Annotated in this window: 23 protein-coding genes; 5 read left to right on the forward strand and 18 right to left on the reverse strand. The window is 70.9% G+C overall.

Features of this window, described 5'->3' with window-relative positions:
• Positions 1–217: 217 nt before the first annotated feature.
• The 6 genes from alaS to KIK06_RS12575 form a co-directional block, all read right to left on the reverse strand.
• Positions 218–2,890 carry an alanine--tRNA ligase gene (gene alaS, locus KIK06_RS12550; RefSeq protein WP_268643274.1) on the reverse strand — a complete coding sequence of 891 codons (2,673 nt, stop codon included), beginning with the start codon at positions 2,888–2,890 and terminating at the stop codon, positions 218–220.
• A 257-nt stretch (positions 2,891–3,147) separates the two neighbouring features.
• Positions 3,148–3,534, reverse strand: a complete 387-nt coding sequence (locus KIK06_RS12555; protein WP_268643275.1) for a hypothetical protein — start codon at positions 3,532–3,534, stop codon at positions 3,148–3,150.
• 224 nt (positions 3,535–3,758) lie between these two features.
• On the reverse strand, positions 3,759–4,214 hold the full coding sequence (locus KIK06_RS12560) for a hypothetical protein (RefSeq protein WP_268643276.1): 456 nt from the start codon (positions 4,212–4,214) through the stop codon (positions 3,759–3,761).
• Positions 4,215–4,348: 134 nt separating this feature from the next.
• Positions 4,349–4,942: a hypothetical protein gene (locus KIK06_RS12565; RefSeq protein ID WP_268643277.1), complete on the reverse strand. Its 594-nt coding sequence runs from the start codon at positions 4,940–4,942 to the stop codon at positions 4,349–4,351.
• Positions 4,943–5,201: 259 nt separating this feature from the next.
• On the reverse strand, positions 5,202–5,483 hold the full coding sequence (locus KIK06_RS12570) for a hypothetical protein (protein ID WP_268643278.1): 282 nt from the start codon (positions 5,481–5,483) through the stop codon (positions 5,202–5,204).
• Positions 5,480–5,872 carry a DUF948 domain-containing protein gene (locus KIK06_RS12575; RefSeq protein WP_268643279.1) on the reverse strand — a complete coding sequence of 131 codons (393 nt, stop codon included), beginning with the start codon at positions 5,870–5,872 and terminating at the stop codon, positions 5,480–5,482. The genes KIK06_RS12570 and KIK06_RS12575 overlap by 4 nt, the downstream gene beginning before the upstream one ends.
• A gap of 372 nt (positions 5,873–6,244) precedes the next feature.
• Between KIK06_RS12575 and KIK06_RS12580 the strand changes: the two genes are divergently transcribed.
• The gene (locus KIK06_RS12580; RefSeq protein ID WP_268643280.1) at positions 6,245–7,831 is read left to right on the forward strand and encodes a serine/threonine-protein kinase; all 1,587 of its coding nucleotides are present in this window, start codon (positions 6,245–6,247) and stop codon (positions 7,829–7,831) included.
• On the opposite strand, the gene KIK06_RS12585 is transcribed toward KIK06_RS12580, so the two are convergent.
• Together KIK06_RS12585 and KIK06_RS12590 are read right to left on the reverse strand one after the other, a co-directional pair.
• Entirely contained in the window at positions 7,821–9,158 is a 1,338-nt protein-coding gene (locus tag KIK06_RS12585) for a replication-associated recombination protein A (protein ID WP_017599974.1), read from the reverse strand. The genes KIK06_RS12580 and KIK06_RS12585 overlap by 11 nt on opposite strands.
• A 23-nt stretch (positions 9,159–9,181) precedes the next feature.
• Complete coding sequence (locus KIK06_RS12590) at positions 9,182–11,221, reverse strand: SpoIIE family protein phosphatase (protein ID WP_017599975.1); 2,040 nt, start codon at positions 11,219–11,221, stop codon at positions 9,182–9,184.
• A gap of 601 nt (positions 11,222–11,822) precedes the next feature.
• On the opposite strand from KIK06_RS12590, the gene KIK06_RS12595 reads away from it, so the two are divergent.
• On the forward strand, positions 11,823–11,963 hold the full coding sequence (locus tag KIK06_RS12595) for a hypothetical protein (protein WP_017599976.1): 141 nt from the start codon (positions 11,823–11,825) through the stop codon (positions 11,961–11,963).
• Between the two features lie 164 nt (positions 11,964–12,127).
• On the opposite strand, the gene aspS is transcribed toward KIK06_RS12595, so the two are convergent.
• Both aspS and KIK06_RS12605 read right to left on the reverse strand, forming a co-directional pair.
• Positions 12,128–13,900, reverse strand: coding sequence for an aspartate--tRNA ligase (gene aspS / locus KIK06_RS12600; RefSeq protein ID WP_083924252.1), 1,773 nt, complete (start codon positions 13,898–13,900; stop codon positions 12,128–12,130).
• Positions 13,901–14,069: 169 nt separating this feature from the next.
• Positions 14,070–14,747 (reverse strand): MBL fold metallo-hydrolase, encoded by a 678-nt coding sequence (locus tag KIK06_RS12605; RefSeq protein WP_268643281.1) that lies wholly within the window; start codon positions 14,745–14,747, stop codon positions 14,070–14,072.
• A gap of 504 nt (positions 14,748–15,251) precedes the next feature.
• Here KIK06_RS12605 and KIK06_RS12610 point away from each other — a divergent pair.
• The 3 genes from KIK06_RS12610 (at position 15,252) to KIK06_RS12620 (ending at position 18,824) form a co-directional block, all read left to right on the forward strand.
• Entirely contained in the window at positions 15,252–16,484 is a 1,233-nt protein-coding gene (locus tag KIK06_RS12610; protein ID WP_017599979.1) for a DUF349 domain-containing protein, read from the forward strand.
• A 128-nt stretch (positions 16,485–16,612) separates the two neighbouring features.
• The gene (locus tag KIK06_RS12615; RefSeq protein ID WP_268643282.1) at positions 16,613–17,323 is read left to right on the forward strand and encodes a response regulator transcription factor; all 711 of its coding nucleotides are present in this window, start codon (positions 16,613–16,615) and stop codon (positions 17,321–17,323) included.
• Positions 17,316–18,824: a sensor histidine kinase gene (locus tag KIK06_RS12620; RefSeq protein WP_268643283.1), complete on the forward strand. Its 1,509-nt coding sequence runs from the start codon at positions 17,316–17,318 to the stop codon at positions 18,822–18,824. Before KIK06_RS12615 ends, KIK06_RS12620 begins: the two co-directional genes overlap by 8 nt.
• 53 nt (positions 18,825–18,877) lie before the next feature.
• Here KIK06_RS12620 and KIK06_RS12625 read toward each other — a convergent pair whose 3' ends face one another.
• From KIK06_RS12625 to KIK06_RS12660, 8 genes are all read right to left on the reverse strand, one after another.
• A complete protein-coding gene (locus KIK06_RS12625) occupies positions 18,878–19,528 on the reverse strand; it encodes a hypothetical protein (RefSeq protein ID WP_268643284.1) in 651 nt (216 codons plus the stop codon).
• Between the two features lie 95 nt (positions 19,529–19,623).
• Positions 19,624–20,817: a methionine adenosyltransferase gene (gene metK / locus KIK06_RS12630; RefSeq protein WP_268643285.1), complete on the reverse strand. Its 1,194-nt coding sequence runs from the start codon at positions 20,815–20,817 to the stop codon at positions 19,624–19,626.
• 189 nt (positions 20,818–21,006) lie between these two features.
• Entirely contained in the window at positions 21,007–22,191 is a 1,185-nt protein-coding gene (gene coaBC / locus KIK06_RS12635; RefSeq protein WP_268645954.1) for a bifunctional phosphopantothenoylcysteine decarboxylase/phosphopantothenate--cysteine ligase CoaBC, read from the reverse strand.
• A 111-nt stretch (positions 22,192–22,302) separates the two neighbouring features.
• On the reverse strand, positions 22,303–22,569 hold the full coding sequence (gene rpoZ / locus KIK06_RS12640) for a DNA-directed RNA polymerase subunit omega (RefSeq protein ID WP_268643286.1): 267 nt from the start codon (positions 22,567–22,569) through the stop codon (positions 22,303–22,305).
• Between the two features lie 80 nt (positions 22,570–22,649).
• On the reverse strand, positions 22,650–23,240 hold the full coding sequence (gene gmk, locus KIK06_RS12645; protein WP_268643287.1) for a guanylate kinase: 591 nt from the start codon (positions 23,238–23,240) through the stop codon (positions 22,650–22,652).
• 235 nt (positions 23,241–23,475) lie between these two features.
• Positions 23,476–23,799 carry an integration host factor, actinobacterial type gene (mihF, locus tag KIK06_RS12650; RefSeq protein ID WP_017546565.1) on the reverse strand — a complete coding sequence of 108 codons (324 nt, stop codon included), beginning with the start codon at positions 23,797–23,799 and terminating at the stop codon, positions 23,476–23,478.
• Positions 23,800–24,148: 349 nt separating this feature from the next.
• Complete coding sequence (gene pyrF / locus KIK06_RS12655; RefSeq protein WP_268643288.1) at positions 24,149–24,862, reverse strand: orotidine-5'-phosphate decarboxylase; 714 nt, start codon at positions 24,860–24,862, stop codon at positions 24,149–24,151.
• A gap of 316 nt (positions 24,863–25,178) precedes the next feature.
• Positions 25,179–26,120 carry a dihydroorotate dehydrogenase gene (locus tag KIK06_RS12660; RefSeq protein WP_268643289.1) on the reverse strand — a complete coding sequence of 314 codons (942 nt, stop codon included), beginning with the start codon at positions 26,118–26,120 and terminating at the stop codon, positions 25,179–25,181.
• Positions 26,121–26,130: the final 10 nt, after the last annotated feature.

The raw sequence follows: 26,130 nt of genomic DNA on the forward strand, positions 1-26,130 counted from the left end.
GGGCCTCCGCTTCGCTTTGGCCCGTGTTCGGGCGCCCGAAGAGGCAGGGATGCTTCATCCTCGGCTACGCCTATCGCTCGTTCCTCGCTGCGCGGCTCGCCTCGCCCGCCCGTCGCCCGCCACCACCCTCAACGGACGCCTACGGCGCAGCCCTATTCATAAGCACCCTGCCGGCGCCCGAACGACAAACCCCCTGGGGCTGCCTGGGGCTGAGCCGTCAGGAGGCGGCCACACGCGCCTCCACCGCGCGCAGCGCCTCGTCGACCTTGCTCGCGTCGCTACCGCCGCCCTGGGCGATGTCCGGCTTGCCGCCGCCACCGCCGCCGAGCGCGCGCGCCGCGACGCCGACCAGCTCGCCCGCCTTGATCCCGGCCTTCTGCGCCGCCTTGTTCGCCGCGATCACCACGACCGGGCGGTCCTTGGGCACCGATGTCATGGCGACGACGACGGGCTCGTCCTCCCCCAGCCGCCCGCGCACGTCCAGGACGAGCTTGCGCAGGTCGTCGGCGCCGGCGCCGTCGGGCGCCGGGGTGGCGACCACCAGCGCGGAGCCGTGGCGGCGCGCACCGTCGGCGATGGACCCCGCGGCCTGGAGCACCTGGGCGGCCCGGAGCTTGTCGATCTCCTTCTCCGCGGCGCGCAGCCGGGAGACCATGGCGTCGATCCGCTCGGGCAGCTCCTCGCGCGGGGTCTTGAGCTGCTCGGAGAGCTGTCCGACCAGGGCCGACTCCTTGGTCAGGCGGCGGAAGGCGTCGACGCCGACGGCGGCCTCGACGCGGCGCACGCCCGAGCCGACGGAGGACTCGCCGAGCAGCTTGACGATGCCCAGCTTGCCGGTGGAGCCGACGTGGGTGCCGCCGCACAGCTCGACGGAGTAGTCGCTCATCTCGACGACGCGAACGCGGTCGCCGTACTTCTCGCCGAACATGGCCAGGGCGCCCATCCTCAGCGCCTCGTCCAGGCTCTTCTCCTCGGTCTGGACGTCGATGTCACCGGAGAGGACGTGGTTGACCTCCTCCTCGACGCTCGCCAGCCGCTCGCCCCCGAGCGGGTTGTCGGCGGTGAAGTCGAAGCGCAGGTGGCCGGGGCGGTTCTCCGACCCCGCCTGGCCCGCCGAGGGGCCCAGCGCGTTGCGCAGGGCGGAGTGGATGAGGTGGGTCGCCGAGTGGGAGCGCTCGATCGCGTGGCGGCGGCCGGTGTCGATGGCCGCGTGCACGGAGTCGTCCAGGACGACCTCGCCCGAGCGCACGGTGCCCCGGTGCACGAACAGGCCCGGCAGGGGCTTTTGGACGTCCTCGACGTCCACCACGCCGCGGCCGTCGACGGTGAGCGTACCGGTGTCGGCGAGCTGACCACCGCTCTCGGCGTAGAACGGCGTGCGGTCGAGGACGATCTCGACCTTCTGCCCGGCGCGTGCCACGGGCACGCCCTCGCCGTCGACCACGATGCCGCGCACGAGCGACTCGCTCTCGGAGTCGGTGTAGCCGAGGAAGTCGGTGTCACCGGCCTTCTCGTGCAGCCGCGCGTACAGGGAGATGTCGGCGTTGCCGAGCTTCTTGGCGCGCGCGTCGGCCTTGGCCGTGTCGCGCTGGCGCTGCATGAGCTCGCGGAACTGGTTCTCGTCGACGCTCAGGCCCTGTTCGGCCGCCATCTCCAGGGTGAGGTCGATGGGGAAGCCGTAGGTGTCGTGCAGCTGGAAGGCGTCCGCGCCGGAGAAGACGGTGCCGCCCGCCGCGCGGGTGCGCTCGGCCGCCCGGCCGAACAGGGCGGTGCCCGCGCGCAGGGTGTCGGCGAAGTTGCGCTCCTCGGCGTCGATGACGCCGTGGATGACCTCCGCCTTGTCCAGCAGGTCGGGGTAGATGTCCTTCATCGCGTCGATGCTGACGTCGGTCAGCTCGTGCAGGAAGAGGGTGTCACTCTCCCCGGACAGCAGACGCAGGTTGCGGACGGAGCGGCGCAGGATGCGGCGCAGGACGTAGCCCGCCTTCTCGTTGCCGGGCTTGACGCCGTCGCCGACGAGCATGACGGCGCTGCGCACGTGGTCGGCGACCACGCGGAGCATCACGTCGTTGTCGTGGTCGTCGCCGTAGCGGGTGCCGGTGAGTTCGGCGGCGTGGTGCAGGACACGGCCGATGATGTCGGTCTCGTAGATGTTGTCGACGCCCTGGAGGACCGCCGCGAGCCGTTCGAGGCCCAGACCGGTGTCGATGTTCTTCTTGGGCAGTTCGCCCAGGATCGGGAAGTCGCCCTTGTCGCCGCCCTCACCCCGCTCGTACTGCATGAAGACGAGGTTCCAGATCTCGATGTAGCGGTTGTCGTCCACCGCGGGGCCGCCTTCGGCACCGTACTCGGGACCGCGGTCGTAGAAGATCTCCGAGCACGGGCCGCAGGGCCCGGGGACGCCCATGGACCAGTAGTTCTCCTCCATGCCCAGGCGCTGGATGCGCTCGGGCCGGACGCCGACCTTGTCGCGCCAGATCTCGGCGGCCTCGTCGTCGTCCAGGTAGACGGTCACCCACAGCTTCTCCGGGTCGATGCCGAAGCCGCCGTCCTCGACGGGTGTGGTGACCAGCTCCCACGCGAGCGGGATCGCCCGCTCCTTGAAGTAGTCGCCGAAGGAGAAGTTTCCGAGCATCTGGAAGAAGGTCGCGTGCCGGGAGGTCTTGCCGACCTCCTCGATGTCCTTGGTCCGGATGCACTTCTGGACGCTGGTGGCGGTGGAGTACTGGGGCGTGCGCTGGCCCAGGAAGTAGGGCTTGAACGGGACCATGCCTGCGGGCACCAGCAACAGGGTCGGATCCTCGGCGATCAGGCTTGCCGAGGGCACGACGGTGTGTCCGTTCTTCTCGAAGAAACTGAGGAAGCGGCGCGCGATCTCTGCCGTCTCCATTGATGCCCTCCTGTGCTTGCCTGCGCCGCCCGGGGCGACGTGGGGGTCCCGTGGGACCGTCGTGACGCGTGATCTGGTGACCGGCCCATCGTAGAGGGGACCGCACCGCACGCGCGCGTGGTTTCGCGGTGGCCGCCGGGGCCCGTGCTGATGACGACAACGGCGGCGGCCTGGTTGTTCCAAGGCTTCGGGTGTTGGTCCAAGGCTATCGCCGCTGGCCACCGCGCGGGCCCTGGCGGGGTCCACCGCCCGTCGGATCAGAGCCGGTAGAACGCGCGCACGCCGGGGGTGAACATCAGTCCGAGCATGAGTCCGGCGAAGGCCAGCGGAACGAACGAGAGGTAATCCCCGGCGATGATCGCGACCACAAGGATCAGCGACGCCACCGTGTGGAAGGCGATGATCCCCCAGAACAGCCCGCGCCTACGGCGGCCCATCATCGCGGCCAGCGTGGTGGACACGACGCCGTAGGTCAGGGGGATGAGCGCGACGAACCCGGCGAACGCGAGGAGGAATCCGAAGGCCCCGGCGGCCTCCTGATCCTGGGAGAGCTCCGCCGAGGCCTGGCCCAGGCCGAGGCCGAGGAGGGATATCCCGCCGATGAGGAGACCGATCAGGATGCCGAGCACACCGCCGATGAACATGAGGACGCGGACCGCGACGCCCGCCCCGGGCAGCGCGTCGGGGTCCCGGTGGGTCGGGGCCGCGGGAGGGGGCGGGGGCGCGGGAACCTGCCCAGGTTGTCCGTAGCCGACGGGGGATACGGATGCCCGTGGCCGGGCTGCGGTGGGTACTGGGAGGGGCCAGAGTCGCCTGAGGGGTGCACGGTGACCTTTCTGGGATGTCTGTTCTGGCTCGGCGGGAAAATCTACAGAGGGCGTCCGGGGTATCCCGGACCACGCTGGTCGGGGCGGTACCGCGGTGGGCCGGTGCGGGCCCGGCGGAAGTAGGCGCGACCGTCCGAGGTCATGAGGAGCGCGACGGTCGCAACAGCGAAGAAACCGAACGCCGCGGCCGGGACGAAGTCGAGCGCGGCGAGGAGCGCCGAGGACGGGATCGACAGCGCCTGGAAGGCGACCACGGACCAGAGCACGGCCGGCCCGCCGCCCCTGAGCAGGGATGCCAAGGCACCGGAGGCGATCGCCCACCCCGACGCGGTCAGGAGCACGACGAGCGCCTGTGCGGGGTCGTCCGAGGTCTCCACACCGGTCAGGAACGCGCTGTCCGGGTAGAGGAGATACGAACCGTACCCCCCGGCCATCAACAGCTCCAGGCAGGCGCCGACGATCATCAGCGCCCTCGCCGTCGTCACGACCGTGGGCATCCGGAGCGGATGGTGCCGCGGAGGCGCCGGTGGTGCGTGGTGGACGGGCGGGGGCACCGGGTGTCCGGGCGGCGGGCCGTGACCGACGGGCGGGGCCGGTTGCCACCGCGGTCCGTGGTGTGGGGGGTTCGGGTTCACCGCGTGCCCTGCCCGCCGGGAGGAGGCGTCGGCGGCTGGTGGTGGGGCGGGTGCCCGCCGGGGGGTCGGGACGGACCGTATGCCCCCGGGGCCGTGGCGGCCTGTTCCGACGGCTTCCTGTAGTACCGCCCGGTGGGCGGGATGGAGATGAGGATGATGTTGGTCAGGGTGAACAGGTTGCCGAGACTCCGGATGGAGCTCCCCGGGTCCGGCTCACCCGGTGGCGGTGTGGGCGCGGCGCTGTAGGTGAAGCCCAGGTAGAGCAGAGCGAGGATATGGAAGGCGAGGATGCTCCACCTGACCGCCTTGGCGCGGCGCTTCGCCAGGATCGCGAGCGCCAGGGACCCCACTCCGTAGAGTCCGAAGACCCCTCCGGCGAGGAGGGCGAACACGGGATCCGCGGCCGCCACGAAGAGGCCGACCGCGGCGGCCAGCGACAGCCCCGCCGTGGCTCCGACGAACATCAGGATCCGGACGGTCAGGAGCGTGCCCGGCATCCTCTGGGGCACGGCCGCCTGCGCGTAGCCGGGCGACGGCACGGGGTAGGGCGCGTACCCGGACTGCTGCGGGTAGCCGCCGTGCGAAGGCATCGGCCCCTGGGGGTGACCGTACGGATGGACTGGGGGGTGCGCGCCGGGATGCGGCGGGGTATCCGGGACGTGCGCGTCCGGAGCGTGGGGCTGCGGCACACGGCCCGGCTGGTGCGGGAACTGCCCGTGCGGGGGTTGGGGTTCACTGCGCGCCTTCTCGTGGCATGGGGTCAGGACCCGGAAACCCTACTGTGCGTTCCCGACAAGTCACGAAAGGTCCTGGTCGCGCACGGCTCACACCGTGCGCGACCCGCGTCCGTCACCGACCGGGAAGGCGCCGCGGTGTCTCCCCCGGAGCGGACAGTGCCGCCCGCCCCCTCCCGGGCGTGTAGCGCGCCAGGAGTTCGGCCTCCCGCTCCCGGACCTCCTCGGCCAGGTCCTCGTTGAGCTCGCGCAGAGCCCCCTTGTACTCGGTGACCTGGCCCTCGACCCGTTCGGCGATGCCGCCCGGGGTGAGCGCGCGGCGCGCCCGACCGACCCGGTGGACGACGTAGCCGCCCAGCGCGGCCCCCGCCGCGAGGTAGAACAGCTTCCCGATCACCGGTTCTCCTTCCGCCTGCGGGAGCGCACGACCGCGAGGGCGCGGCGCTGTCCCACAACCCGGCGTACCGCGTAGGTGAACGACGCCACGCGCACCAGCGGTCCGGTGACCACCGAGCGGGTCAGCGCCGTCATCGTGGACACGTCCTCGGAGGTGGCCTGCACGTTGGCGGTGATCTCCTCGACGCGCTCGAGCGAGGAGTTGGTCCGTTCCACCGTGGAGGCGACGTCCTCCAGCAGGGGCGGGGTGCGGTCCCCCACTTCCGAGACCACCGCCGTGGCCGCGTTGATGAGCTTGATGAGTTTGACGAGCGCCACGCACATGAACGTGGCCAGCACCGCCCAGACCACCGCGGCGACGAGCGCGGCGACCTCTCCTCCGGTAAGCATGCGGGCTCCGTGAGCAGATAGAGGATGACTTCGAGGGTGTGAACGGCCCCTCATGCGGGGGCGTCGGGGGTGGCTCCCAGGTGTGGGCGTCGACTGCGCCGGGTCGGGCCGCCGGAACCGTGACCGGGCGGCCCCGGGATGGGTCGGGGTTCGCCGGTTTCGGCTGACCCTATCGCGTCCGGCCACCGTCCGCCGGAGGGCGGCACGGCGAGCCTTGGGACGAAACGGTCACGGGTACATCACCAATCCGCTGGTGAGCGCTGTGAGGGATCGACGGTCGCCCACTCGTCCGGGAGAATGACTGCAGAGTGGGATCTTCCCCATGAAGTCCGGACACTCCTCACCGCGCTGGAAGCACCGACAGGACCACCCATGAGCGCTCGTCCTCCCCGAGAGATCTCCGTACTGGTACCCCCGGACCTGTCTCCGCTGTACCCCGCCGACCCCGAGCGGATCGGCCCGTACCTGGTCCTGGGCCGACTCGGCCAGGGGGCCACCGGCACCGTCTACGCCGCCGTCGACGTGACCTCGCCGTCCCCTGGCGACCGTCTGGTCGCCGTGAAGACACTGGTCTGTCCCGAACTGGACGAGCCGGAAGTCTATCCCGCCCTCGCCCGGCGGCTGCGCGCGCTGTCCGGAGTCGACTCCACGCGCGTGGTCACGCCCCTGACCTTCGACTCCGACGCCAACCCCCCGTGGCTGGCCATGCCCTACGTCGGCGGGCAGCGCCTGTCCCACTACGTCACCAGGCGCGGCGGGCTCGGCAGCGGCAAGTTGATCGCCCTGGCCACCGGCCTGGCCGAGGCCCTGTCCGCGCTGCACGCACACGGTGTCTCCCACGGGTCGCTGCGTCCCAGCGACATCGTGGTGGGACCGGACGGGCCGCGTGTGATGGAGTGCGCCGTGGCGGCGTCGCCGGAGCGTCTGCGTGGCACCGCGGCCAGCTGGACGAGTCCGGAGCGGGCCAGGGGCGGGGCCGCGGCCCCCGCGGCGGACGTGTTCGCCTGGGGCGCCCTCGTGGCCTTCGCGGGGACCGGGCGTCTGCCTTTCGGTTCCCGCGAACCGGACGAGATCGTCGAACGCGCCGCGGCCGGAGCGTTCGACCTCGACGACCTGCACGCGGGCCTGCGGCCGATCGTGTCCCGTGCGTTGGATCCGGACCCGGACCGTCGTCCCACCGTGGCGGAGGCGGTTGACGCGGTCCTGGCCGTGTGGGCGACCGAACTCGCGGCGGCCAGGACCGCTGAGGAGGCCGAGGAGGGCGGGGAGACGGCACAACGCCCCGTACCCGACCGTGCGGAGCTCCTGCGGCTGCTGGAGCACGAGTGGCGGGCCCTCGAACCGCCCGCCCGCGTGCCCGAGGTGGTGCGGCTGGAGGGGCGCCTGTCCCAGCACCGCCCGCGCCGGGCCCTGTTCCTGTCCGGGACGGTGGCGCTGGCCCTCGGGATGATCGGCGTCGGAGGGTGGATCCTCACCGGCCTGTTCGCCGACGACGAGCCCGAGGACACGCTGGTCTCCGAGGTGGCCGAGGCCCCCTCTCCCTCCCCGAGCGAGGAGGAGGAACCACTGACCCTGGTGGCCCGGTTCGACCCCGCCGAGCAGGAGGATCCGGTGGAGGGACCGTGGGTGTTCACCCCCGTCGACCGCGAGGACGAACCCGTGCGCGGCCAGGGCGTCCCGACCCACGACGAGTGGGCCGAGCAGTGGGACGTGGCGGGCGAGCCCCGGGAGGCGGTCATCCGCGAGGACGCGGCGGTGCTGTGCGCGAAGTTCTGCGCCGCTCCCGACCACCTGTTCATCGACGTGGACGGACGGGGCACGTGGGAGCTGACCGGCTCCGACTTCATCGACTACCTGTCGTGGGGGCCCGTGATGATCGTCGAGATCACGTTCGCCGAGGACGGCGGGAACGACGGGCCCCGGGAGATCGTCGCGGTCACCGAGCTGTTCACGGACTGATGCCGCGCAGCACGTCCTTGATGCGACGCAGGACCTCGCCGAACCGGCGTTCCGCGCCGTGGCCGGTGGGCCGGTAGTACTCCCGGTCGGTCAGCCCGTCGGGGGCGTGCCGCTGGGGCGCGACCCCGCCCGGGTAGTCGTGGGCGTAGCGGTAGCCCTCACCGTGGCCGAGTTCGGCGGCGCCCTTGTAGTGGCCGTCGCGCAGGTGGACGGGGACCGGTCCGGCGTTGCCCGCGCGCACGTCGCCGACGGCCTCGTTGATGGCGGTGATCACGGCGTTGGACTTGGGCGCCAGGCTGATGTGGATGACCGCCTGGGCGAGGTTGATCCGCGCCTCGGGCAGACCGACCAGTTCGACCGCCTGCGCCGCGGCCACCGCGGTCTGGAGGGCGGTCGGGTCGGCCATGCCCACGTCCTCGCTGGCGTGCACGACCAGGCGCCGCGCGATGAACCGGGGGTCCTCCCCCGCCTCGATCATCCGCGCCAGGTAGTGCAGGGCGGCGTCGGGGTCGCTGCCGCGCATGCTCTTGATGAACGCGCTGATGACGTCGTAGTGCTGGTCGCCGGAGCGGTCGTAGCGCACGGCGTGCCGGTCGACGGCGCGCTCGACGTGATCGGCGGTGATGGTCCTCGGTTCGGCCCCGGGAGGACCTGAGACGAGCGCCGCGGCCTCCAGGTAGGTCAGGGAGCGGCGGCCGTCGCCACCGGCCAGGCGGACCAGGTGCTCGACGGCGTCGTCGGCGAGTGTGTAGCGGCCGTCCAGACCGCGCTCCTCGGCCAGCGCCCGGTCGAGCAGTGCGCGCACGTCGGTGTCGTCCAGGGACTCCAGCGACAGCAGCAGGGAACGGGACAGCAGGGGACTGACCACGGAGAAGAAGGGGTTCTCCGTGGTGGCGCCGATGAAGCTCACCCAGCGGTTCTCCACGGCTGGGAGGAGGGCGTCCTGCTGGGTCTTGTTGAAGCGGTGCACCTCGTCGACGAACAGGAGCGTCCGAGTGCCGTGCATCCCCAGCCGCCGCCGGGCCTCGTCGACGACGGTGCGCACGTCCCTCACCCCGGCGCTGACCGCCGACAGCTCCACGAAGCGGCGCTTGGTGACGTGGCTGACCACGGTGGCCAGGGTGGTCTTGCCGGTTCCGGGCGGGCCCCACAGGAACACGGACATGGGCGCGTCGTCCTCGACCAGGCGGCGCAGCGGGCTGCCCTCGCCCAGGAGGTGGCGTTGGCCCACGACCTCGTCCAGGGTGCGGGGCCGCATGCGCACGGCGAGCGGTTCCTGTCCCCGGGCGGCCTCGGCTCCGGCGTCATCGAACAGTGTTTCGGACACCCACCCAGGGTAGGGCACGCGCGTCAGGGCACCGGTTGGTCCGCCCTGTCCGGCTCGGTGCCGAGCCCGGCGTTCGCGTTGTCGGTCATGCGGGTGATGAGCAGGGCGATGTCGTCACCGCGACCGGCGGGCGCCATCTCCGCCAGGACGTGGGCGGCCGCCTCGGGGTCCTCACCGTGTTCGGCCAGGGCCTCCCCGACCAGGGCCAGCCCCTCGTTCATGGGCAGCTCCGAGCTCTCCACGAGCCCGTCCGAGCAGAGCAGCAGCGTGCCGCCGGGCGGGAGGGCACGCGTGGTGACGGTGTACTCGGTGTCAGGCAGGACGCCCAGCGGCGGCCCGGTCTCGGGCTCCCAGAACTCGTAGCTGCCCTTGGAGGCCAGGACGACGGGCGGCTGTCCCGCCCACGCGGCCTGCATGATTCCCGTCTCCCGGTCCAGGACCAGGTAGCCGCACGTGGCGAAGACGATCTCGCCGGTCTCGGTGAGCAGGCGGTTGGTCTCGCCCAGGACCACACCGGGGTCGGACTGGTTGGTGGCGTAGGCGCGGAAGGCGACGCGGATCTGCCCCATGGCGGCGGCCGCCTCGACACCGTGGCCCTGGACGTCGCCGACGAGCAGCCCGACGCGGTTGTCGGGAAGCTCGATGACGTCGTAGAAGTCGCCGCAGATGCGCCAGTCCGCGCGGGAGGGCAGGTACTTGGTGGCGATGGCCATGTCGGGGAAGCTGGCGACCTGGCGCGGCAGCATGCGGCGCTGGACGGCGTCGGCGAGTTCGAGCTCCGCCTGCTGGGCCTTGATCCGCTGCAACGCCTGACCGGCCAGCCCGGCGAAGGTGAGCATGAGGGCGCGTTCGTCGCGGCTGGCGTGGTGGGGCCGGTCCCAGGTCATCTGCCACACGCCCAGGGCGACCTTGCCGTCGCCGAAGATCGGGACGGTCGCCCAGGCCTGGCCGCTGACGTTGCGCATGAGCTCGACCGCGGCCGGGAAGCGGCTGATGATCTCGGCGCGGCTCTCGAAGAAACGGGGCTGGCGGTCCTGGATCACCGCGCCCATGGGGAAGTCGGTGTCGTCGGCCCGGCGGCCGTCGAGCTGTTCGATGTTGCCGCCGCGCGTGCGGGCTCCGGGCGAGGTGCGCAGCAGACCGTCCTCGACGTAGAGGGCGGCGGCGTTGATCCCGCCGAAGATCGGCAGGAACTCCTCGCTGAGCAGGTCCATGACGTTGTCGACGGTGGTGGCCGACACGAGCTTGGACGACAGTTCGGTGACCAGGCGACCGTGCTCGGCCTCGGTACGGCGGCGGTCCGCCAGGCGGCGGACCAGCTGCACGTGTTCGGTGACGTCGTCCACGATCCCGACGAGGCGGTCGGGGCGGCCTGGGACGAACCGGGCCCGCACGTGGAGGGAGCGCTCGTCGCCGAGGCGATCGAAGACGCGGAAGCGTTGTTCGTAGTCGCGACCGCGGAAGGCGGCCGACATGGCGTCACGCACCCGGGCGATGTCGTCGGGGTGTACGCGCTCCAGGATGTGTTCGAGCTGTCGCTCGCCGCCCGCGAGGAGGTCGCCGAGGGGCGTGGGCCCGAACAGTTCACGCAGGCGCCCGGTGCCCAGGTCCAGGCTCCAGAGCACCGAGTCGGAGTTGTCCGTGCGCAGCTCGCCGACCACGCGCAGGTCCGCGTCGTCGGCGGAGAGGACGTGCAGGAGTACGACCAGGCGGGGCTCCGGCGCGGCACCGTTGGCGGAGGGCACCGGTCGCAGGTCGGCCTCGACCAGCTGGGGGCACGAGGAGTCGGAGACCAGCCGCAGGTGGACCCGTTCAGCCCAGTTCCCGTCGAGGGCCCGCGCGTGGGCCCGCGCTCCGCGGGCGGCGTCGTCACCATCGAGGAGGTCGTACCAGGCGCGCCCGGCCAGCTCCGTCCCGTCGAGCCCGACAAGCTCGGCGAAGGCCAGGTTGGCGTGCAGGATCGCGCCGTCTTCCCGAGTGAGCACCATGGGCTCGGGAGCGTGGGAGAACGCCCCCGCGAGCGCGTACTCGGAGCCATCGCCTGAGGCGCGTTTTCCGTTCACGTATGACTCATCCTCATGTCGTCTCGGACGTCACACCCGCGCCCGGACGCGGTACCCCCGGAACGTTCCGATTCGGCCCATTCTAGTGTCCGGAACCGGGCTCCTCAGGTGGGGAACCGACGGCCGTGGCCGTCGGTCAGCCCCTTCACCACCCGCGTGACCTGGGCAGGCGCGGCGCACCACGGTTGGCTGGGAACAGGGGTGAGCTGCCGACCCCGCTTGAGGTGGGACTTTGGCCGACCTCAGGGCGCGAATCGTTACGCTCGTGTGACTCATTGGCGCACAATGCGCTCGGCCACCGATCCGACCGCGAAAGTGGGCGGACCCACCGTTTCACCGTGCCCACTCCACGACACGCGCGAACCGCGGTTCGGAAAGGGTGATTCGCCCCCAACGGTAGGGGATGACGGGCCTCACCGCATCCGTGACGGCCTGCCGCGGGCGTCCGCGGCCGAGTCCGGCCACAATTCCCACGCCGGGGTCACTCCCGATAATCCCTGAATATCGCCAAGTGACCGAATGCGACAGGTTCGAAGTCATGCGAATCCGGGCACCGAACATGTCAGGTTCGAAAACTCGCCGGAGCCCCAAGGACGCATTCATGTACCTGGTACGCGAGGCCGCCGTCGTGGACCTGGCCACCCACGGCACCACCTGGAACTGGACCTGTCGACTCTGTAACCACAGCAACCCCGACGACGAGAACATCTGCTGCCAGCACTGCGGAGCGACGAAGCGCTGAGACGCCGCCTCTTGCCCAGCGCGACGTCCGTCGGCCCCGGCCCGGACACGACGGGGGGCGGCACGCACGTCGCGCACCGCCCCTTCGGGCGCCGTCATCGCCATCGCGGCGACCGCGGCTCCTTGTCGGCGATCACCGCCGTGGGCTCGACCCCTGCCCGGCCGTCACTGCTTCTTCTGGTGCTCAGGGGGCAGGACCGTGCGGATGTGCACGTCGTGTAGCTGCTGGTCGGAGACCGCGGAGGGCGCACCCATCATCAGGTCCTGGGCGTTCTGGTTGAGCGGGAAGGCGATGGTCTCGCGGATGTTGGGTTCATCCGCGAGGAGCATGACGATCCGGTCGACACCGGGCGCGATACCGCCGTGCGGCGGGGCACCGAACTTCAGTGCCCTGAGCATGCCGCCGAACTCGGCCTCGACAGCCTCCTTGTCGTATCCGGCGATGTCGAAGGCCTTGTACATGATCTCGGGTGAGTGGTTCCGAATCGCCCCGGAGGACAGTTCGACACCGTTGCAGACGATGTCGTACTGCCACGCGAGGATGTCCAGCGGGTCCTGGGTGTTCAGGGCCTCCATACCGCCCTGCGGCATGGAGAAGGGGTTGTGGCTGAACGCGACGTCGCCCTGCTCGTTGATCTCGAACATCGGGAAGTCGACGATCCAGCAGAAGCGGTAGACCTTCTCCTCGAAGAGGTCCGCGCGCTTGCCCGCCTCGACGCGGACCGGCGCCATGATGCGGTTGATCTCCGCCTCGTCCTCACTCGCGCAGAAGAACAGGCCGTAGCCGGGACCGGCGCCCAGGGTCGAGAGCAGTTCGTCGCTGATCTCGGTGACGAACTTGGCGATGGGGCCGGTGAGCTCACCGTTCTCTCCGACCTTGAGCCAGGCCAGGCCCTTGGCCCCCTGCTCGACCGCGAAGTCGCCGATACCGTCGAAGAACTTCCGAGGCTTGTCACCGACCCGCGGGACGGCCAGAGCGCGCACCTTCTTGCCCTCGAAGGCGCGAAAGTCGGTCTTGTCGAACAGCGCGGTGACGTCGAGCATCCGCATCGGCACGCGCAGGTCGGGCTTGTCCGTCCCGTACCACTCCAAAGCGTCCCGGTAGGCGATGCGCGGGTAGGGGGAGGTGATTTCCCAACCGTCGGAGAACTCCCGGAAAACGTCGGTCATCACCTTCTCGATGACCTCGAAGACGTCCTCCTGCTCGACGAAGCTCATCTCGACGTCAAGCTGGTAGAACTCGCCCGGGGAGCGGTCCGCGCGGCTGTCCTCGTCACGGAAGCAGGGAGCGATCTGGAAGTAACGGTCGAACCCGGCGACCATCAGGAGCTGCTTGAACTGCTGCGGCGCCTGGGGAAGAGCGAAGAACCGGCCGGGGTGCAGACGCGACGGCACCAGGAAGTCGCGGGCTCCCTCGGGGCTGGAGCTGGTCAGGATGGGGGTCTGGAACTCGTTGAAGCCCAGGTCCGTCATCTTCTGCCGGATCGAGGCCACCACCTGGGAACGGAGCATGATGTTGCGGTGCATCCGCTCACGGCGCAGGTCGAGGAAACGGTATCCGAGACGACGCTCCTCGGAGGTGTTGTCCTCCGGGAAGACGGTGAGGGGAAGTTCCTCGGTCGTGCCGAGCACCTCCATCTCCGTGGCCTCGATCTCGATCTCACCCGTGGGGAGGCCGGGGTTGACGTTCTCGTCGCTGCGCGCCGCGACCTGGCCGGTGACCCGGATCACCGACTCCTTGGAGATTCGGCTGAGCTGCTCGAACACCGGGGACTCGGGGCGTGCCATGAGCTGCGTGACGCCGTAGTGGTCGCGCAGGTCGACGAAGAGCAGACCGCCGAGATCACGACGGTTGTGCACCCAGCCCGAAAGGCGCACCTGCTGCCCGACGTGCTCCTTACGGAGCTGACCACACGAATGAGTCCTGTAACGATGCATGAGTTACCAAGTCCACTAACTACACGGCTGGGCGAGGATGCCGGGTTTCCCGAAGACGGACCCGGCTGGAGGCACGGCATGCCCCTTGACATCTGGAATCCTACCGCCAACGACTCGGCCGAGCCGCCCGGTCGAGGGCGGCCGGGGCGGGGTGGTCGGAGCCGCGCGGTCAGCCGGTCAGGGCACGCAGGTAGGGGTTGGTGGCCCGCTCGCGTCCGACGGTGGTGGCCGGACCGTGGCCGGGCAGAATCCGGGTGTCGTCGGAGCGTGCCAGGACGGCCGAGGCGAGGCTGGCGTTCATCGCCGCCGGATCGCCGCCCGGGAAATCGGTCCGGCCGATGGAGCCGGCGAAGACCAGGTCCCCGGCGAGCATGACCGGGGACTGACCGGCGGAGGCCAGGTGGTAGACGACCGACCCCGGTGTGTGGCCCGGGGTGTGCTCGACGGTGAACTCCAGTCCGGCGAGGGTGAGGGTGTCACCGCCGTCGACCTCCACGAGGTCCTCCGGCTCGCGGAAAGGGCCCGGGCCGAGCAGCGCGGACAGCTGCGCGGCGAAGCCGGGGTCGACGCCCGCGGCGGGCTCGGTCAGCAGACGCCGGTCGGCGGCGTGCAGGTGAACCGGCAGGCCCGCCCGGTCGGCCAGCTCGGCGGCCGACCACACGTGGTCGAAGTGGCCGTGGGTGAGCAGGACGGCGGTCGGAGTCAGGCCGTGTTCGGCCAGGGCCTTGCCCACCTGCTCGGTGGCGTCCTGGCCCGGGTCGACGAGGACGCAGTCACCGCCCGGGGCCGGAGCGAGCACGTAGCAGTTCGCGGCGAGGGGCCCGGTGGCGAGCGCGGTGATGAGCACGCAGGATCGTCCTGTTCCTCGGTTGGTTGCGGTTGCTGGATTCGGGGGTGGAGGGTCCGGGGCCGGCGAAGGCACCGCCCGGCCACGCGCCCCGCCCGTTCCGGCTGACCGGGCGGACGTACCCTACGAGTACAGAGCCTACCGACGCGCGCGGGGGCGGCGAACCGATGTGCGAGGGGGTGCGCGGCTTTGATCACCATTCGATCACCGCACGCGTCGGGCCTCTTTGCCAAACCGCGTGGTAATGCCATATTGGTCACCGGTGCCGTGTGCGCCGCGTCCGCCGACCAGCGCCTCTCCACGGCGGGTCCCCGGCCCGGCCAGACGCACGAGGGCGCCGCCGCAGACACGGTGATCTGCGCAAGAGTGAACCACGGCGCGTCGATGCCCGCCCAATCGTATGGATATCGTGCTGAGCACGGTGGTACCCATCACGAACAGGTGCGGGACGCCGCGACGACCCGAACCCGCCTACGGCCGGGCTCATGACAGCAGGAGGACACGGTGACCACGGACCCTTGGGGCCGCGTAGACGACGACGGCACGGTCTACGTGCGCACGAGCGAAGGCGAGCGGGTCGTCGGATCGTGGCAGGCGGGGGCCCCGGAGGAGGCCCTGGCCTTCTTCCGCCAGAAGTACGACGCGCTGGTCACCCAGGTGGAGCTGCTGGAGAAGCGGCTCCGCAGCACCGACCTGTCCGCGTCGTCGGCGATGTCCAGCATCGACAAGCTGCGCTCCCAGGTCAGCGAGGCGCACGCGGTCGGTGACCTGGACGCCCTCACCCGGCGGCTCGACGCGCTCGCCGGACGCGCCGAGGAGCGCAAGGTCGAGCAGAAGCACGCGCAGGAGCAGGCGCGCGGGCACGCCCGCGAGATCAAGGAGCGCATCGTCGCCGAGGCCGAACGGGTCGCGGTGGAGACGACGCACTGGAAGTCCGGCGGTGAGCGGATGCTCCAGCTCATCGAGGAGTGGAAGAAGGCCCCGCGCGCCGACCGGCCCACCGAGCAGGCGCTGTGGAAGCGCATGTCGGCGGCGCGCAACTCGTTCTCCAAGCGGCGCAAGGCCTACTTCGCCAACCTCGACCAGCAGCGCGAGGAGGTGCGCGCGGTCAAGGAGCGCATCGTCGCCGAGGCCGAGGCCCTGTCCGACTCGCAGGACTGGGGCCCCACGGCCCGCGCCTACCGCGACCTGATGCAGCAGTGGAAGAGCAGCGGACGCGCGGACCGGGCCAGCGAGGACCGGCTGTGGGCACGGTTCAAGACGGCCCAGGACCGGTTCTTCGACGCGCGCAACGCGGTCTTCGCTGAGCGTGACGCCGAACTGCGCGTCAACGCCGAGGCCAAGGAGCGGATCCTGGCGGAGGCCAAGGACGAGATCCCCACGATCTCCGACCCCCGCCGGGCCCGCGCGCGCCTGCGCGACTTCCAGGAGGCGTGGGAGGAGGCAGGAGAGCTGCCACGCGACGTGCGTGACCAGCTGGAGGGCGCCTTCCGCCAGATCGAGGACTCCGTGCGCCGCGCGGAGGACGCCGAGTGGGAGCGGACCAACCCGGAGGCCCGGGCCCGCGCCCAGGCCACGGTCGAACAGCTGGCGACCGCGATCAATGATCTGGAGGCGAAGCTGGAGAAGGCGCGCGAGCGCGGCGACTCCCGGCGGATCAAGGAGCACGAGGACGCGTTGCAGGCTCGGCGCTCCTGGCTGGCCGAGGCGGAGAAGGCGCTCAGCGAGCTGAGCTGACGCTTCTCCCGGACACGGGCGGGCCGCGTCCCCTGGCAGGGGACGCGGCCCGCCCGTATTGGTGAGAATGGTGGGGAGTCCGGGCCCGAACCGGGGGCCCGCGCCCATCGACGTGCTCCGAGGTCTCCATGCCCGACTCCACACCGCCGCCGACCGTCCTGGTCGTGGACGACGAACCGAACATCCGCGAGCTCCTCGCCGCTTCCCTGGAACTGGACGGCTTCACCGCGGTCCGGGCCGGGGACGCGGCGGGTGCGCGGGAGAGCGCACGGGAGCACGGACCGGCACTGGCGGTCGTGGACGTCATGCTTCCGGACGGGGACGGGTTCGCGCTCGCCGCCGATCTGCGGGCGGAGCACCCGGACCTGCCCGTGCTGTTCCTGACCGCGCGGGACTCGGTGACCGACCGTGTGGCGGGTCTGCGGGCCGGCGCCGACGACTACGTGACCAAGCCGTTCAGCGTGGAGGAGGTCGTCCTCCGGATCCGCGCGATCCTGCGGCGGGTGGGAGCGGTGGGGCGGCCGGACGAGGGTCGCGTCCTGCGGTACGAGGACCTGGAGTTGGACGAGGACGCCTATGAGGCGCGCCGGGGCGGGCGGACGATCCGTCTGTCCCCCACCGAGTTCGAGCTGTTGCGGTACCTCATGGCCAACGCCGGGCGTGTGCTGACCAGGCCGCAGATCCTGCGGACGGTGTGGGGCCAGGACGGCGACGACAGCCGGGTCGTGGAGACCTACATCAGCTACCTACGGCGCAAGGTGGACGTGGACGGCCCCCCGTTGATCCACACCGTCTGGGGCGTGGGGTACAGCCTGCGTCGGAGCCGTGACCGTGGCTGAGTTCCGGCGTGCGCGCCGCCTGCTGCCCGTGAGCCTGTGGGGGCGGCTGGTGTTGTCGGTGCTGGTGCTCACCACGGTGGCGATGGCGATGTTCGGTGTGGCCGGGTCCGTGCTGCTGCGCCAGTCGCTGACGGCGGAGGTGGACGAGCGGCTGGCCCGGATGATGGCCCCGTCGGTCTCGCGCGAGGAGTCGCCGCCGGACATGGGGCACGCCGAGCCGCCGGCCCTGCCGTCGGATCTGCGGGAGTTGCGGCTGGCCTCCGACGGGACGCTGCTGTGGCGTGTGGGACAGACGGAGGAGGACCCCTCGGGTCCCGACGTGTCGGGGTTGACCGCCGAGGAATTGCGAGAGGCTGACGGGTCCGTCTTCGAGCTGCCGGACACGGAGGGTGGCGCCGACTGGCGGGTCAGGGTCGGGGCGGCTCCGGACGGGACCGTCGCGATGCTGGCGCAGTCCCTGGCCGGGGTGGACACGACGTTGGCCCTGCTGAGGTGGGTGCAGCTCGGTGCGGGCACGGCGGTGCTGGTGGCCCTGGCCTCGGGCACGGTCGCGATCGTCCGTGTCCAGTTGCGCCCGTTGACGCGCATGCAGCGCGCGGCCGACGCCATCGCGGGTGGCGACTTCGAGGCACGCGTTCCGGAGGACCGGCGGCACGGCTCCGCCTCCGAGACCGCGCGCCTGGGCGCCGCGCTCAACACGATGTTGGGGAGGCTGTCGGAGGCGTTGAGGGAGCGGGAGGCCACGGCGGAGCGGATGCGGCGGTTCGTGGCCGACGCATCGCACGAGTTGCGCACCCCCCTGGCGTCGATCCGGGGGTTCGCGGAGCTGTTCCGACTGGGGAGGGAGCGTGGCCGGGTCTCGGCCGATCCGGTGGTGGACGACTGGATGCGGCGCGTGGAGTCCGAGGCGGAGCGCATGGGGACGTTGGTGGACGGCCTTCTGTTGCTGGCCCGCCACGACGAGCAGCCGGAGGTGGCCGCCGAGGACGTGGACCTGGCCGAGCTCGTGCGGGAGGGGGTCGCGGCGGCGCGGGCCCGGGAGGGGGGCACGGGGGAACGGGTGGCGTCGGAGACGGTGCCCGGGGTTCGGGTGGTCGGTGACCGGTCACGCCTGCGGCAGGTGCTGGACAACCTGATAGGCAACGCCCAGGTGCACACGCCGCCCGGAACCCCCGTACGGGTGTGGGTGGAGGTACTGGAGGACCCGGATCGGTGGACTCCGTCGGAGGAGGCGGTCCGGGTCGGCGCGCTGCCGTCGAGGGTGGGCCGTGTGGTCGCGGTGTGCGTACGCGACGAGGGGCCCGGGATCCGGGCACAGGACCGAGCACGGCTGTTCGACCGGTTCTTCCGGGCGGACGAGGGCCGCTCGCGCCACACGGGGGGCGCGGGACTGGGACTGGCGATCTCGGCCGCCGTCGTGTCCGCGCACGGCGGGGTCCTGGAGGTGGTCAGCGGGCCCGGTCAGGGCACGCTGTTCCGTGTGTTGCTACCGCTCGGCTGACGGGTACATCCCCCGTACCGGCCCTGTCCCCCGGGCCTGGCCACCACGGTCGGTCAGCGGCGTGAGTCCAGGTGGTAGACGTTCGCGGGCGTGGGATCGGCGGTCCCCTTCGGTTCCGCGCCGGTCCCCTGGTCCGCCTCGGCCGCCGCCTCCGTTCCCGTTTCCCGCTCCGCGGCGGACGCGGGCCGCCGCAGGCGTCGGTGGAGTCCGATCGCGCCGGCCGTCAGTAACGCCGTCAGAGCGGCACCGCCGATGACCCACGGAGCGATGACCGGACCGCGAACGATGTGGACCGCCGAGGCGCACGACGCCAGTGTGGCGTCGGGAGCGGGGCGCACGCACACGGTGGTGACCGAACGGTCCTCGTCCGGGACATCGGTGATCTCGCCGACGGCGGTCAGCACCGCGCGTTCCCCGGCTTCCAGGGCCCCGGTCCAGACGATCCGCCCGTCCTCGACGGCGGCCTCGGGTGAGGTGGAGGTGACCTCCATGGCCGGGGAGACGAACTGCACCACCTGAGCCTCGGGAAGGGCCTCGCCACCGGAGTTGCGGATCCGGATGGTGAGGTCGACCCGGTCGCCCTCGCGCAGGGGCTCCGCCTCGACCGCGGCCTCCACCACGACGTGGAGTGTGTCAGCCCCTGGAACGGGCGCCATCAGGAGGGCCGAGAGTCCTCCGGCTGACAGCGCCGTGAACACGGACATGGCGGACCCCCTCCGACAACCAGAATCACTATGCGTACATAGTATGTCGCAATGGGTGATATTTCTAGTTCGGGAGAGGATCCGCCGGTGAGATCCTAGGCGCCGACGGCCGACCGCAGCGCGGAGGCACGGTCGGTCCGCTCCCACGTGAAGTCGGGCAGCTCGCGGCCGAAGTGGCCGTAGGCCGCGGTCTTCGCGTAGATCGGGCGCAGCAGGTCGAGGTCGCGCACGATGGCGGCGGGCCGCAGGTCGAAGATCTCCTTGACCGCCTTCTCGATCAGCTCCGGGGCGACCTTCTCGGTACCGAAGGTCTCGATGAACACACCGACCGGGTGCGCCTTACCGATGGCGTAGGCGACCTGGACCTCGGCGCGCTCGGCGAGCTCGGCGGCGACGATGTTCTTGGCGACCCAGCGCGTGGCGTAGGCGGCCGAGCGGTCCACCTTCGACGGGTCCTTGCCGGAGAAGGCGCCGCCGCCGTGGCGGGCGTAGCCGCCGTAGGTGTCCACGATGATCTTGCGGCCGGTCAGACCGGCGTCGCCCATGGGGCCACCGATCTCGAAACGGCCGGTGGGGTTGACCAGCAGCCGGTAGTCGTCGGCGTCCAGGCCGAAGGCGGACACGACCGGCTCGATCACGTGCTCACGCACGTCCGGGGCGAGCATCTCGTCGAGGTTGATGTCGGCGGCGTGCTGGCTGGAGACGACGACCGTGTCGAGGCGGACCGGGGTCTGGCCCTCGTACTCGACCGTGACCTGGGTCTTGCCGTCCGGGCGCAGGTAGGGCACCGTGCCGTTGCGGCGGACCTCGGACAGGCGCTCGGAGAGCGAGTGCGCCAGCTTGATCGGCAGCGGCATGAGCTCGGGGGTCTCACGGTTGGCGTAGCCGAACATCAGGCCCTGGTCACCCGCGCCCTGCCGGTTGAGGGCGTCGTCCTCGTTCTCGACACGCGCCTCATAGGCGGTGTCGACACCCTGGGCGATGTCCGGGGACTGCGCGTCGATGGAGACGTTGACCCCGCAGGAGTCACCGTCGAACCCCTTGGCGGACGAGTCGTAGCCGATCTGGAGGATCCGCTCACGCACGATGGCGGGGATGTCGACGTAGGTCTGGGTGGTGACCTCACCCGCGATGTGGACCTGACCGGTGGTGATCAGCGTCTCGACCGCGACCCGGCTCGTGGGGTCGTTGGCGAGCATCGCGTCGAGGATCGAGTCACTGATCTGGTCGGCCATCTTGTCGGGATGGCCTTCGGTGACCGACTCGGAGGTGAAAAGGCGGCGGGACACGTTGCCTGACTCCTTGCAGCGGCTGCTGGCTGACATGTACCGGCGGCACGGGGCCGACCGGCGTGGTTGGTTGTCGCTCCACTGTAACGGGACCGATGAGGGTGGAAGTCCCGTGGTCGGGAGATCACGGGTTCCCGAAGGAAGTGTTGCGTACTCGGAGGTAGGAATCCAGTCCCGCGTGGTGGTGATTTACGGCAGACGCTCGGCCACGAGATCCCAGACCCGGTCCGCCAGGTCCTCCTTGGGGCCGAACGGCACGTCCACGGCGGCGCCCTCGGAGGTGAAGATCACCGCCTGGTTGTCCTCGGTGCCGAAGGCACGACCGCCACCGACCTGGTTGACCACGAGGAGGTCGCAGCCCTTGCGCTCCAGTTTGGCGCGCCCGTGGGCGAGCACGTCGTCGGTCTCGGCGGCGAAGCCCACGATGGTCTGCTCCCCGCCGTCCGCCGCCCGGGAGGCGACCAGTCCGGCGAGAATGTCGGGGTTCTCTGTCAACTCGATCGGCGCGGGCGCGGCCCCGGACTTCTTGATCTTGCTCCCGACACTGGCGGCGGGGCGGAAGTCGGCCACCGCGGAGGCCATGACCACGACGTCGGCCCCGACTCGCTCGGCGGCCATGGTCTCGGACAGGTCGAGCGCGGACTCCACTCGGACGACGCGGACCCCGGCGGGATCGGGCAGGGCGACGTTGGCCGCGACGATCGTCACCTCGGCGCCTCGGGCGGCGGCGGTCCGGGCCAGGGCGTATCCCTGTTTGCCCGAGGAGTGGTTGCCGATGAAGCGGACCGGGTCGATCGCCTCGCGCGTGCCCCCCGCGGAGATCACCACGCGCCGGCCGGTGAGGTCGGCGCCGCCCCCGCGTAGGGCCATGCGGGCCGCGTCGAACAGCTCGGCGGGCTCGGGCAGGCGCCCTCTGCCCGTGTCGGCCCCGGTCAGGCGCCCCTCAGCCGGGTCCAGAACGGTCGCTCCGCGCGCGCGGAGGGTGGCCACGTTGGCCTGGGTGGCGGGGTGCTCCCACATCTCGGTGTGCATCGCCGGGGCGAACACCACCGGGCATCGGGCGGTCAGGAGCGTGTTGGTCAGCAGGTCGTCCGCCAGCCCGGCGGCGGCCTTGGCCAGGATGTTGGCGGTGGCCGGGGCGACGAACACGAGGTCGGCGGACTGACCGATGCGCACGTGGGGCACCTCGTGCACGTCGTCCCAGACCGCGGTCGCCACGGGCTGCCCGGACAGGGCGGCCCAGGTGGGCTCTCCCACGAAGCGGAGCGCGTCGACGGTGGGCACGACCCGGACGCGGTGACCGGACTCGGTCAGTCGCCGGAGCAGCTCGCAGATCTTGTACGCGGCGATGCCGCCTCCGACGCCGAGGACCACCTGGGGCGTGCGGGCGGGTTCTGTCTCACTCACGAAAGGAGTTCTACCAGGTGCCGTCGCGGACAGGCACGGTCGAGCCCCGGCCGAGCTCGCGAGGCCGCGTAAGCGCCGTCAGTTGCCCTCGTAGGGCTCGGCGGTCAGCAGACCGGACTTGACCTCGCGCAGGGCGATGGACAGGGACTTCTCCTGGACGTGGGTCTCCACGAGCGGGCCGACGTACTCCAGCAGGCCCTCGCCGAGCTGAGCGTAGTAGGCGTTGATCTGACGGGCCCGCTTGGACGCCATGGTGACCAGGCTGTACTTGCTGTCGACGCACTCCAGCAGGTCGTCGATCGGCGGGTTGGTGATGCCTTCGGCGACGGGCTCGGTACCAGCCACTTCGTATCCCCCCAGGGACGGTCTCCGGCTCGTCGAAAGCCGTGACGTGATTGACAGGTGGGCGCCCGCGAACGGCGGTATCACGCCTTGGGCGCTCTGATCAACGCTAGCAGCTCGTCGCATACGTCCCGTACGGACGTGTTGACCAGCGTGGTGTCGAACTCCTTCTCCGCGGCGAGCTCGATTCTGGCCGCGTCCAGCCTGCGCTGGACGACCTCCTCGGACTCGGTGCCGCGGCCGGTCAGACGCCGGACGAGCTCCTCCCACGAGGGCGGCGCGAGGAAGACGTGCAGGGCGTCGGGCATGGACGCGCGCACCTGGCGGGCGCCCTGGAGCTCGATCTCCAGCAGGACGGGAACACCGGTGCTCAGCCGGTCGCGGACCGGGGCGCGGGGGGTGCCGTAGCGGTTGCCCGCGAACTCCGCCCACTCCAGCAGTTCGTCGTCGGCGACGAGCCGGTCGAACTCCGTGTCGGAGACGAAGTGGTACTGGACGCCCTCACGCTCACCGGGTCGGGGAGCCCGGGTGGTCACCGACACCGAGAGCCACACGTCGGGGTGGTCGCGGCGGATGGCGTCGACCACCGTGCTCTTCCCCACACCGGAGGGACCGGACAGGACGGTCAGCCGTTTCTCCTGCGGGCTGGTCTGGGCTCCGGACGCGTCTGGCATGGGTGGATCGGGCTTCCCTTCGAGGTCTCCGCGGTCGCGGGAAGCTCCATTTATACCACCGCGCCGCGGCACGGAGGACGCGTCGACCTGGGGCCGAGCGCCCGCCGTCCGCGGCGCGGGTCAAGCCTCACCGGGGGTTGGGCCACCACTGTGGCACGATGCCGCTCCCGCACGATCGGGGAACGGTTCCCGCCGCGACTGTGGGGGACGCGGACGGGCCGGTGCACTACGGGAACTACTTGGTCAGGTCCCCGAACTCGCTCTCGAGAGCGGCGCGCTGGTTGGTTCCCAGGCCGCGGACACGGCGGGACTCAGCGATGTTGAGCCGCTCCATGATCTGCTTGGCACGGACCTTGCCGACACCGGGCAGGGATTCGAGCAGAGCCGAAACCTTCATCTTGCCGATGACGTCGTCCTTGAGGCCGTTCGAGAGGACCTCGGACAGCGAGATGCCGCCGTTCTTGAGCTTGTTCTTGACCTCTGCACGCTCTTTTCTGGCCTTGGCGGCCTTCTCAAGAGCGGCACTGCGCTGCTCGGGTGTGAGGGGAGGAAGGGCCACGCCGGGTCACCTCGGATTTCTACTCGTTTGTAGAGGGCGGACGCCTGCGCAAGTTAGTAGGTCCGACCCCCCTTAGGCAACGCAAAGTGGCCCTTCAGCGGCTATTTCATCGAATGAACTACTGAGAGTTACAGCTTCATTGCGTTCTGAGACGAAAATCAGGACCTTGGTCCCGGTTGAAGAGACCGAAAAGCGTGCCACCAGTGCAGGTCACAGAGGGGTGACGCAGGTCACTGTCGGCTTTGAATTTCGGTTTTCGGACACACTTAATTGGTGACCGTCCGTGATCCACAACTGCGCGTGATGGGACCACTGCGACATCCCGCCCACACCTCCCTCCGATGCTCCGCTAGGCACGGACCCCGGCGCGCCGTACCGCGGCGGCGATCGCCGCCGCGGCGGCGCCGGGGTCCGCCGCCCTGGTGATCGGCCGACCGACGACCAGCAGGTCCGCTCCGGCCGCGACGGCCTCCTCCGGGGTGGCGACCCGGGACTGGTCACCCCTGTCCGCCCCCGCCGGGCGCACGCCCGGCGTGATCAGGGTGATGTCCGACCCCACCTCGTTCCTCACCAGGGCCACCTCCTGCGGCGAGCACACCAGGGCACGGGCCCCGGCGCCCACCGCCATCGCCGCCAGACGCCGCACCGCGTCGCGAGCCGGACCGAGCAGCCCCACCTGCTCCAGATCCTTCTCACTCATCGAGGTGAGCACCGTCACGGCGGCGATCCTCGTGTCCGGCGCGGCCTCCACCGCCGCCCGGACCATGTCCGCTCCCCCACTGGCGTGCACCGTGAGGATCGACGGCCGCAGGCCCGCGACGCTGCGCGCCGCGCCCGCGACCGTCGCCGGGATGTCGTGCAGCTTCAGGTCGAGGAAGACCCCGACGCGGTTGGCGCCGCGTACCGCGCTGACCACCTCGGGGCCGTACCGCAGGTACAGCTCCAACCCCACCTTCACCGTGCTCACGTGCGGTGCCACGGCGGAGGCCCAGGTGGCGGCGGTCTCGATGTCGTCGGCGTCGATCGCGACGGCGATCGGCGCGGGCGCGGTGGGCGCGGTCATGTCGGTTTCCCCTCTTCGTCCGACACCGTACAGTCGGTGTCAGCACCTGCACCTGTGCTTACGAATGTGCTTACGAAAGCACTAGCCGATGCACGTTCACTGTCATGTGCACACACCAAGGTGTGCGATTCCCCGGATGAGGCACTTCATGCGCCCCAGCCATGTCACTTCCCCGTAACGGCTGTCGAGACGGCCGTGAGCGGCCCTTTTCCCGGATCGGATGATCGGGGTGCCGGATACGCGCGTTCGGCCGGAGAAGGCCGTCTGAGCGCCGTTCAGCCCGGTCAGGGCACCCACGCCCGGTCCAGACCGGGCCTCAGGCCCCCACCCCCGATCTGTGGGCCGCGCCGACCAGGTCGACGGCCCGCTCCACCCCGCGCGCCTCCAGCGCCTCGGTGAACTGCCGGAGCACACGCGCACACGCGGACGGATCGGAGAAGTTGGTCGTACCCACCGCGACGGCGCTCGCCCCGGCCGCCATGAACTCGACCGCGTCCTCGCCCGTGCGCACCCCGCCCATGCCCACGATCGGCACATCGGGCAGAGCCTCGTGCACCCGGTAGACACAGCCCACCGCGAGCGGGCGGATCGCCGGACCCGACAGCCCGCCGATCCCGCCCGCCACGGCCGGGCGCAGGGTGCGGGTGTCGATCGCCATACCGCGCACGGTGTTGATCATCGACAGTCCGTCCGCCCTCGCCTCCACGCACGCCGTGGCCAGTTCCACGACGTCGGGCACATCGGCGGAGAGCTTGGCCAGGACCGGGACGTCCGAACGGGCGTGCGAGCGCACCGTGCTCACCACCGCCGCCGCGCTCGCCGGGTCGTCGACGAAGTACCGTCCGCCCGGGTCGGCCGGGTCCGGGCAGGCGAGGTTGACCTCGATGGCGCTGACGCCGTCCGCCTCGGAGACGCGTCGAGCCAGTTCGCCGAACTCCCCCATGCCCGTTCCGGCGATGGACACGATCGCCCGTCCGCCTCGGGAGAGCAGCCAGGGAAGGTCGCGCTGGAGGAAGACGTCGACTCCGGGCCCCTGCATGCCGGTGGTGCTCAGCATCCCGCTGGGCGTCTCGGCCATGCGCGGCGCGGGGCGTCCCGCGTGCGGTTCCAGCATCACCGACTTGGTGGTCACCGCGCCGATCGTGGAGATGTCGAAGAAGCGCGCCAGTTCGCGGCCCGCCCCGGCGCACCCGGCGGCGGTCACCACCGGGTTGGGCAGCTCGGCCGGGCCGAGCCGGATCCTGAGGTCCGTGTTCACCGTTCCCACC

Source organism: Nocardiopsis sp. EMB25 (genome assembly GCF_026797795.1).
In the GTDB taxonomy this organism is placed as follows: domain Bacteria; phylum Actinomycetota; class Actinomycetes; order Streptosporangiales; family Streptosporangiaceae; genus Nocardiopsis; species Nocardiopsis lucentensis.

Excerpts from the sequence above, each read along its gene's own strand:
- alaS (WP_268643274.1), bottom strand. The coding sequence starts at position 2,890 with ATGGAGACGGCAGAGATCGCGCGCCGCTTCCTCAGTTTCTTCGAGAAG.
- KIK06_RS12555 (WP_268643275.1), bottom strand. The coding sequence starts at position 3,534 with ATGTTCATCGGCGGTGTGCTCGGCATCCTGATCGGTCTCCTCATCGGC.
- KIK06_RS12560 (WP_268643276.1), bottom strand. The coding sequence starts at position 4,214 with ATGCCCACGGTCGTGACGACGGCGAGGGCGCTGATGATCGTCGGCGCC.
- KIK06_RS12565 (WP_268643277.1), bottom strand. The coding sequence starts at position 4,942 with ATGCCTTCGCACGGCGGCTACCCGCAGCAGTCCGGGTACGCGCCCTAC.
- KIK06_RS12575 (WP_268643279.1), bottom strand. The coding sequence starts at position 5,872 with ATGCTTACCGGAGGAGAGGTCGCCGCGCTCGTCGCCGCGGTGGTCTGG.
- KIK06_RS12580 (WP_268643280.1), top strand. The coding sequence starts at position 6,245 with ATGAGCGCTCGTCCTCCCCGAGAGATCTCCGTACTGGTACCCCCGGAC.
- KIK06_RS12595 (WP_017599976.1), top strand. The coding sequence starts at position 11,823 with ATGTACCTGGTACGCGAGGCCGCCGTCGTGGACCTGGCCACCCACGGC.
- aspS (WP_083924252.1), bottom strand. The coding sequence starts at position 13,900 with ATGCATCGTTACAGGACTCATTCGTGTGGTCAGCTCCGTAAGGAGCAC.
- KIK06_RS12615 (WP_268643282.1), top strand. The coding sequence starts at position 16,613 with ATGCCCGACTCCACACCGCCGCCGACCGTCCTGGTCGTGGACGACGAA.
- KIK06_RS12625 (WP_268643284.1), bottom strand. The coding sequence starts at position 19,528 with ATGTCCGTGTTCACGGCGCTGTCAGCCGGAGGACTCTCGGCCCTCCTG.
- gmk (WP_268643287.1), bottom strand. The coding sequence starts at position 23,240 with ATGCCAGACGCGTCCGGAGCCCAGACCAGCCCGCAGGAGAAACGGCTG.
- pyrF (WP_268643288.1), bottom strand. The coding sequence starts at position 24,862 with ATGACCGCGCCCACCGCGCCCGCGCCGATCGCCGTCGCGATCGACGCC.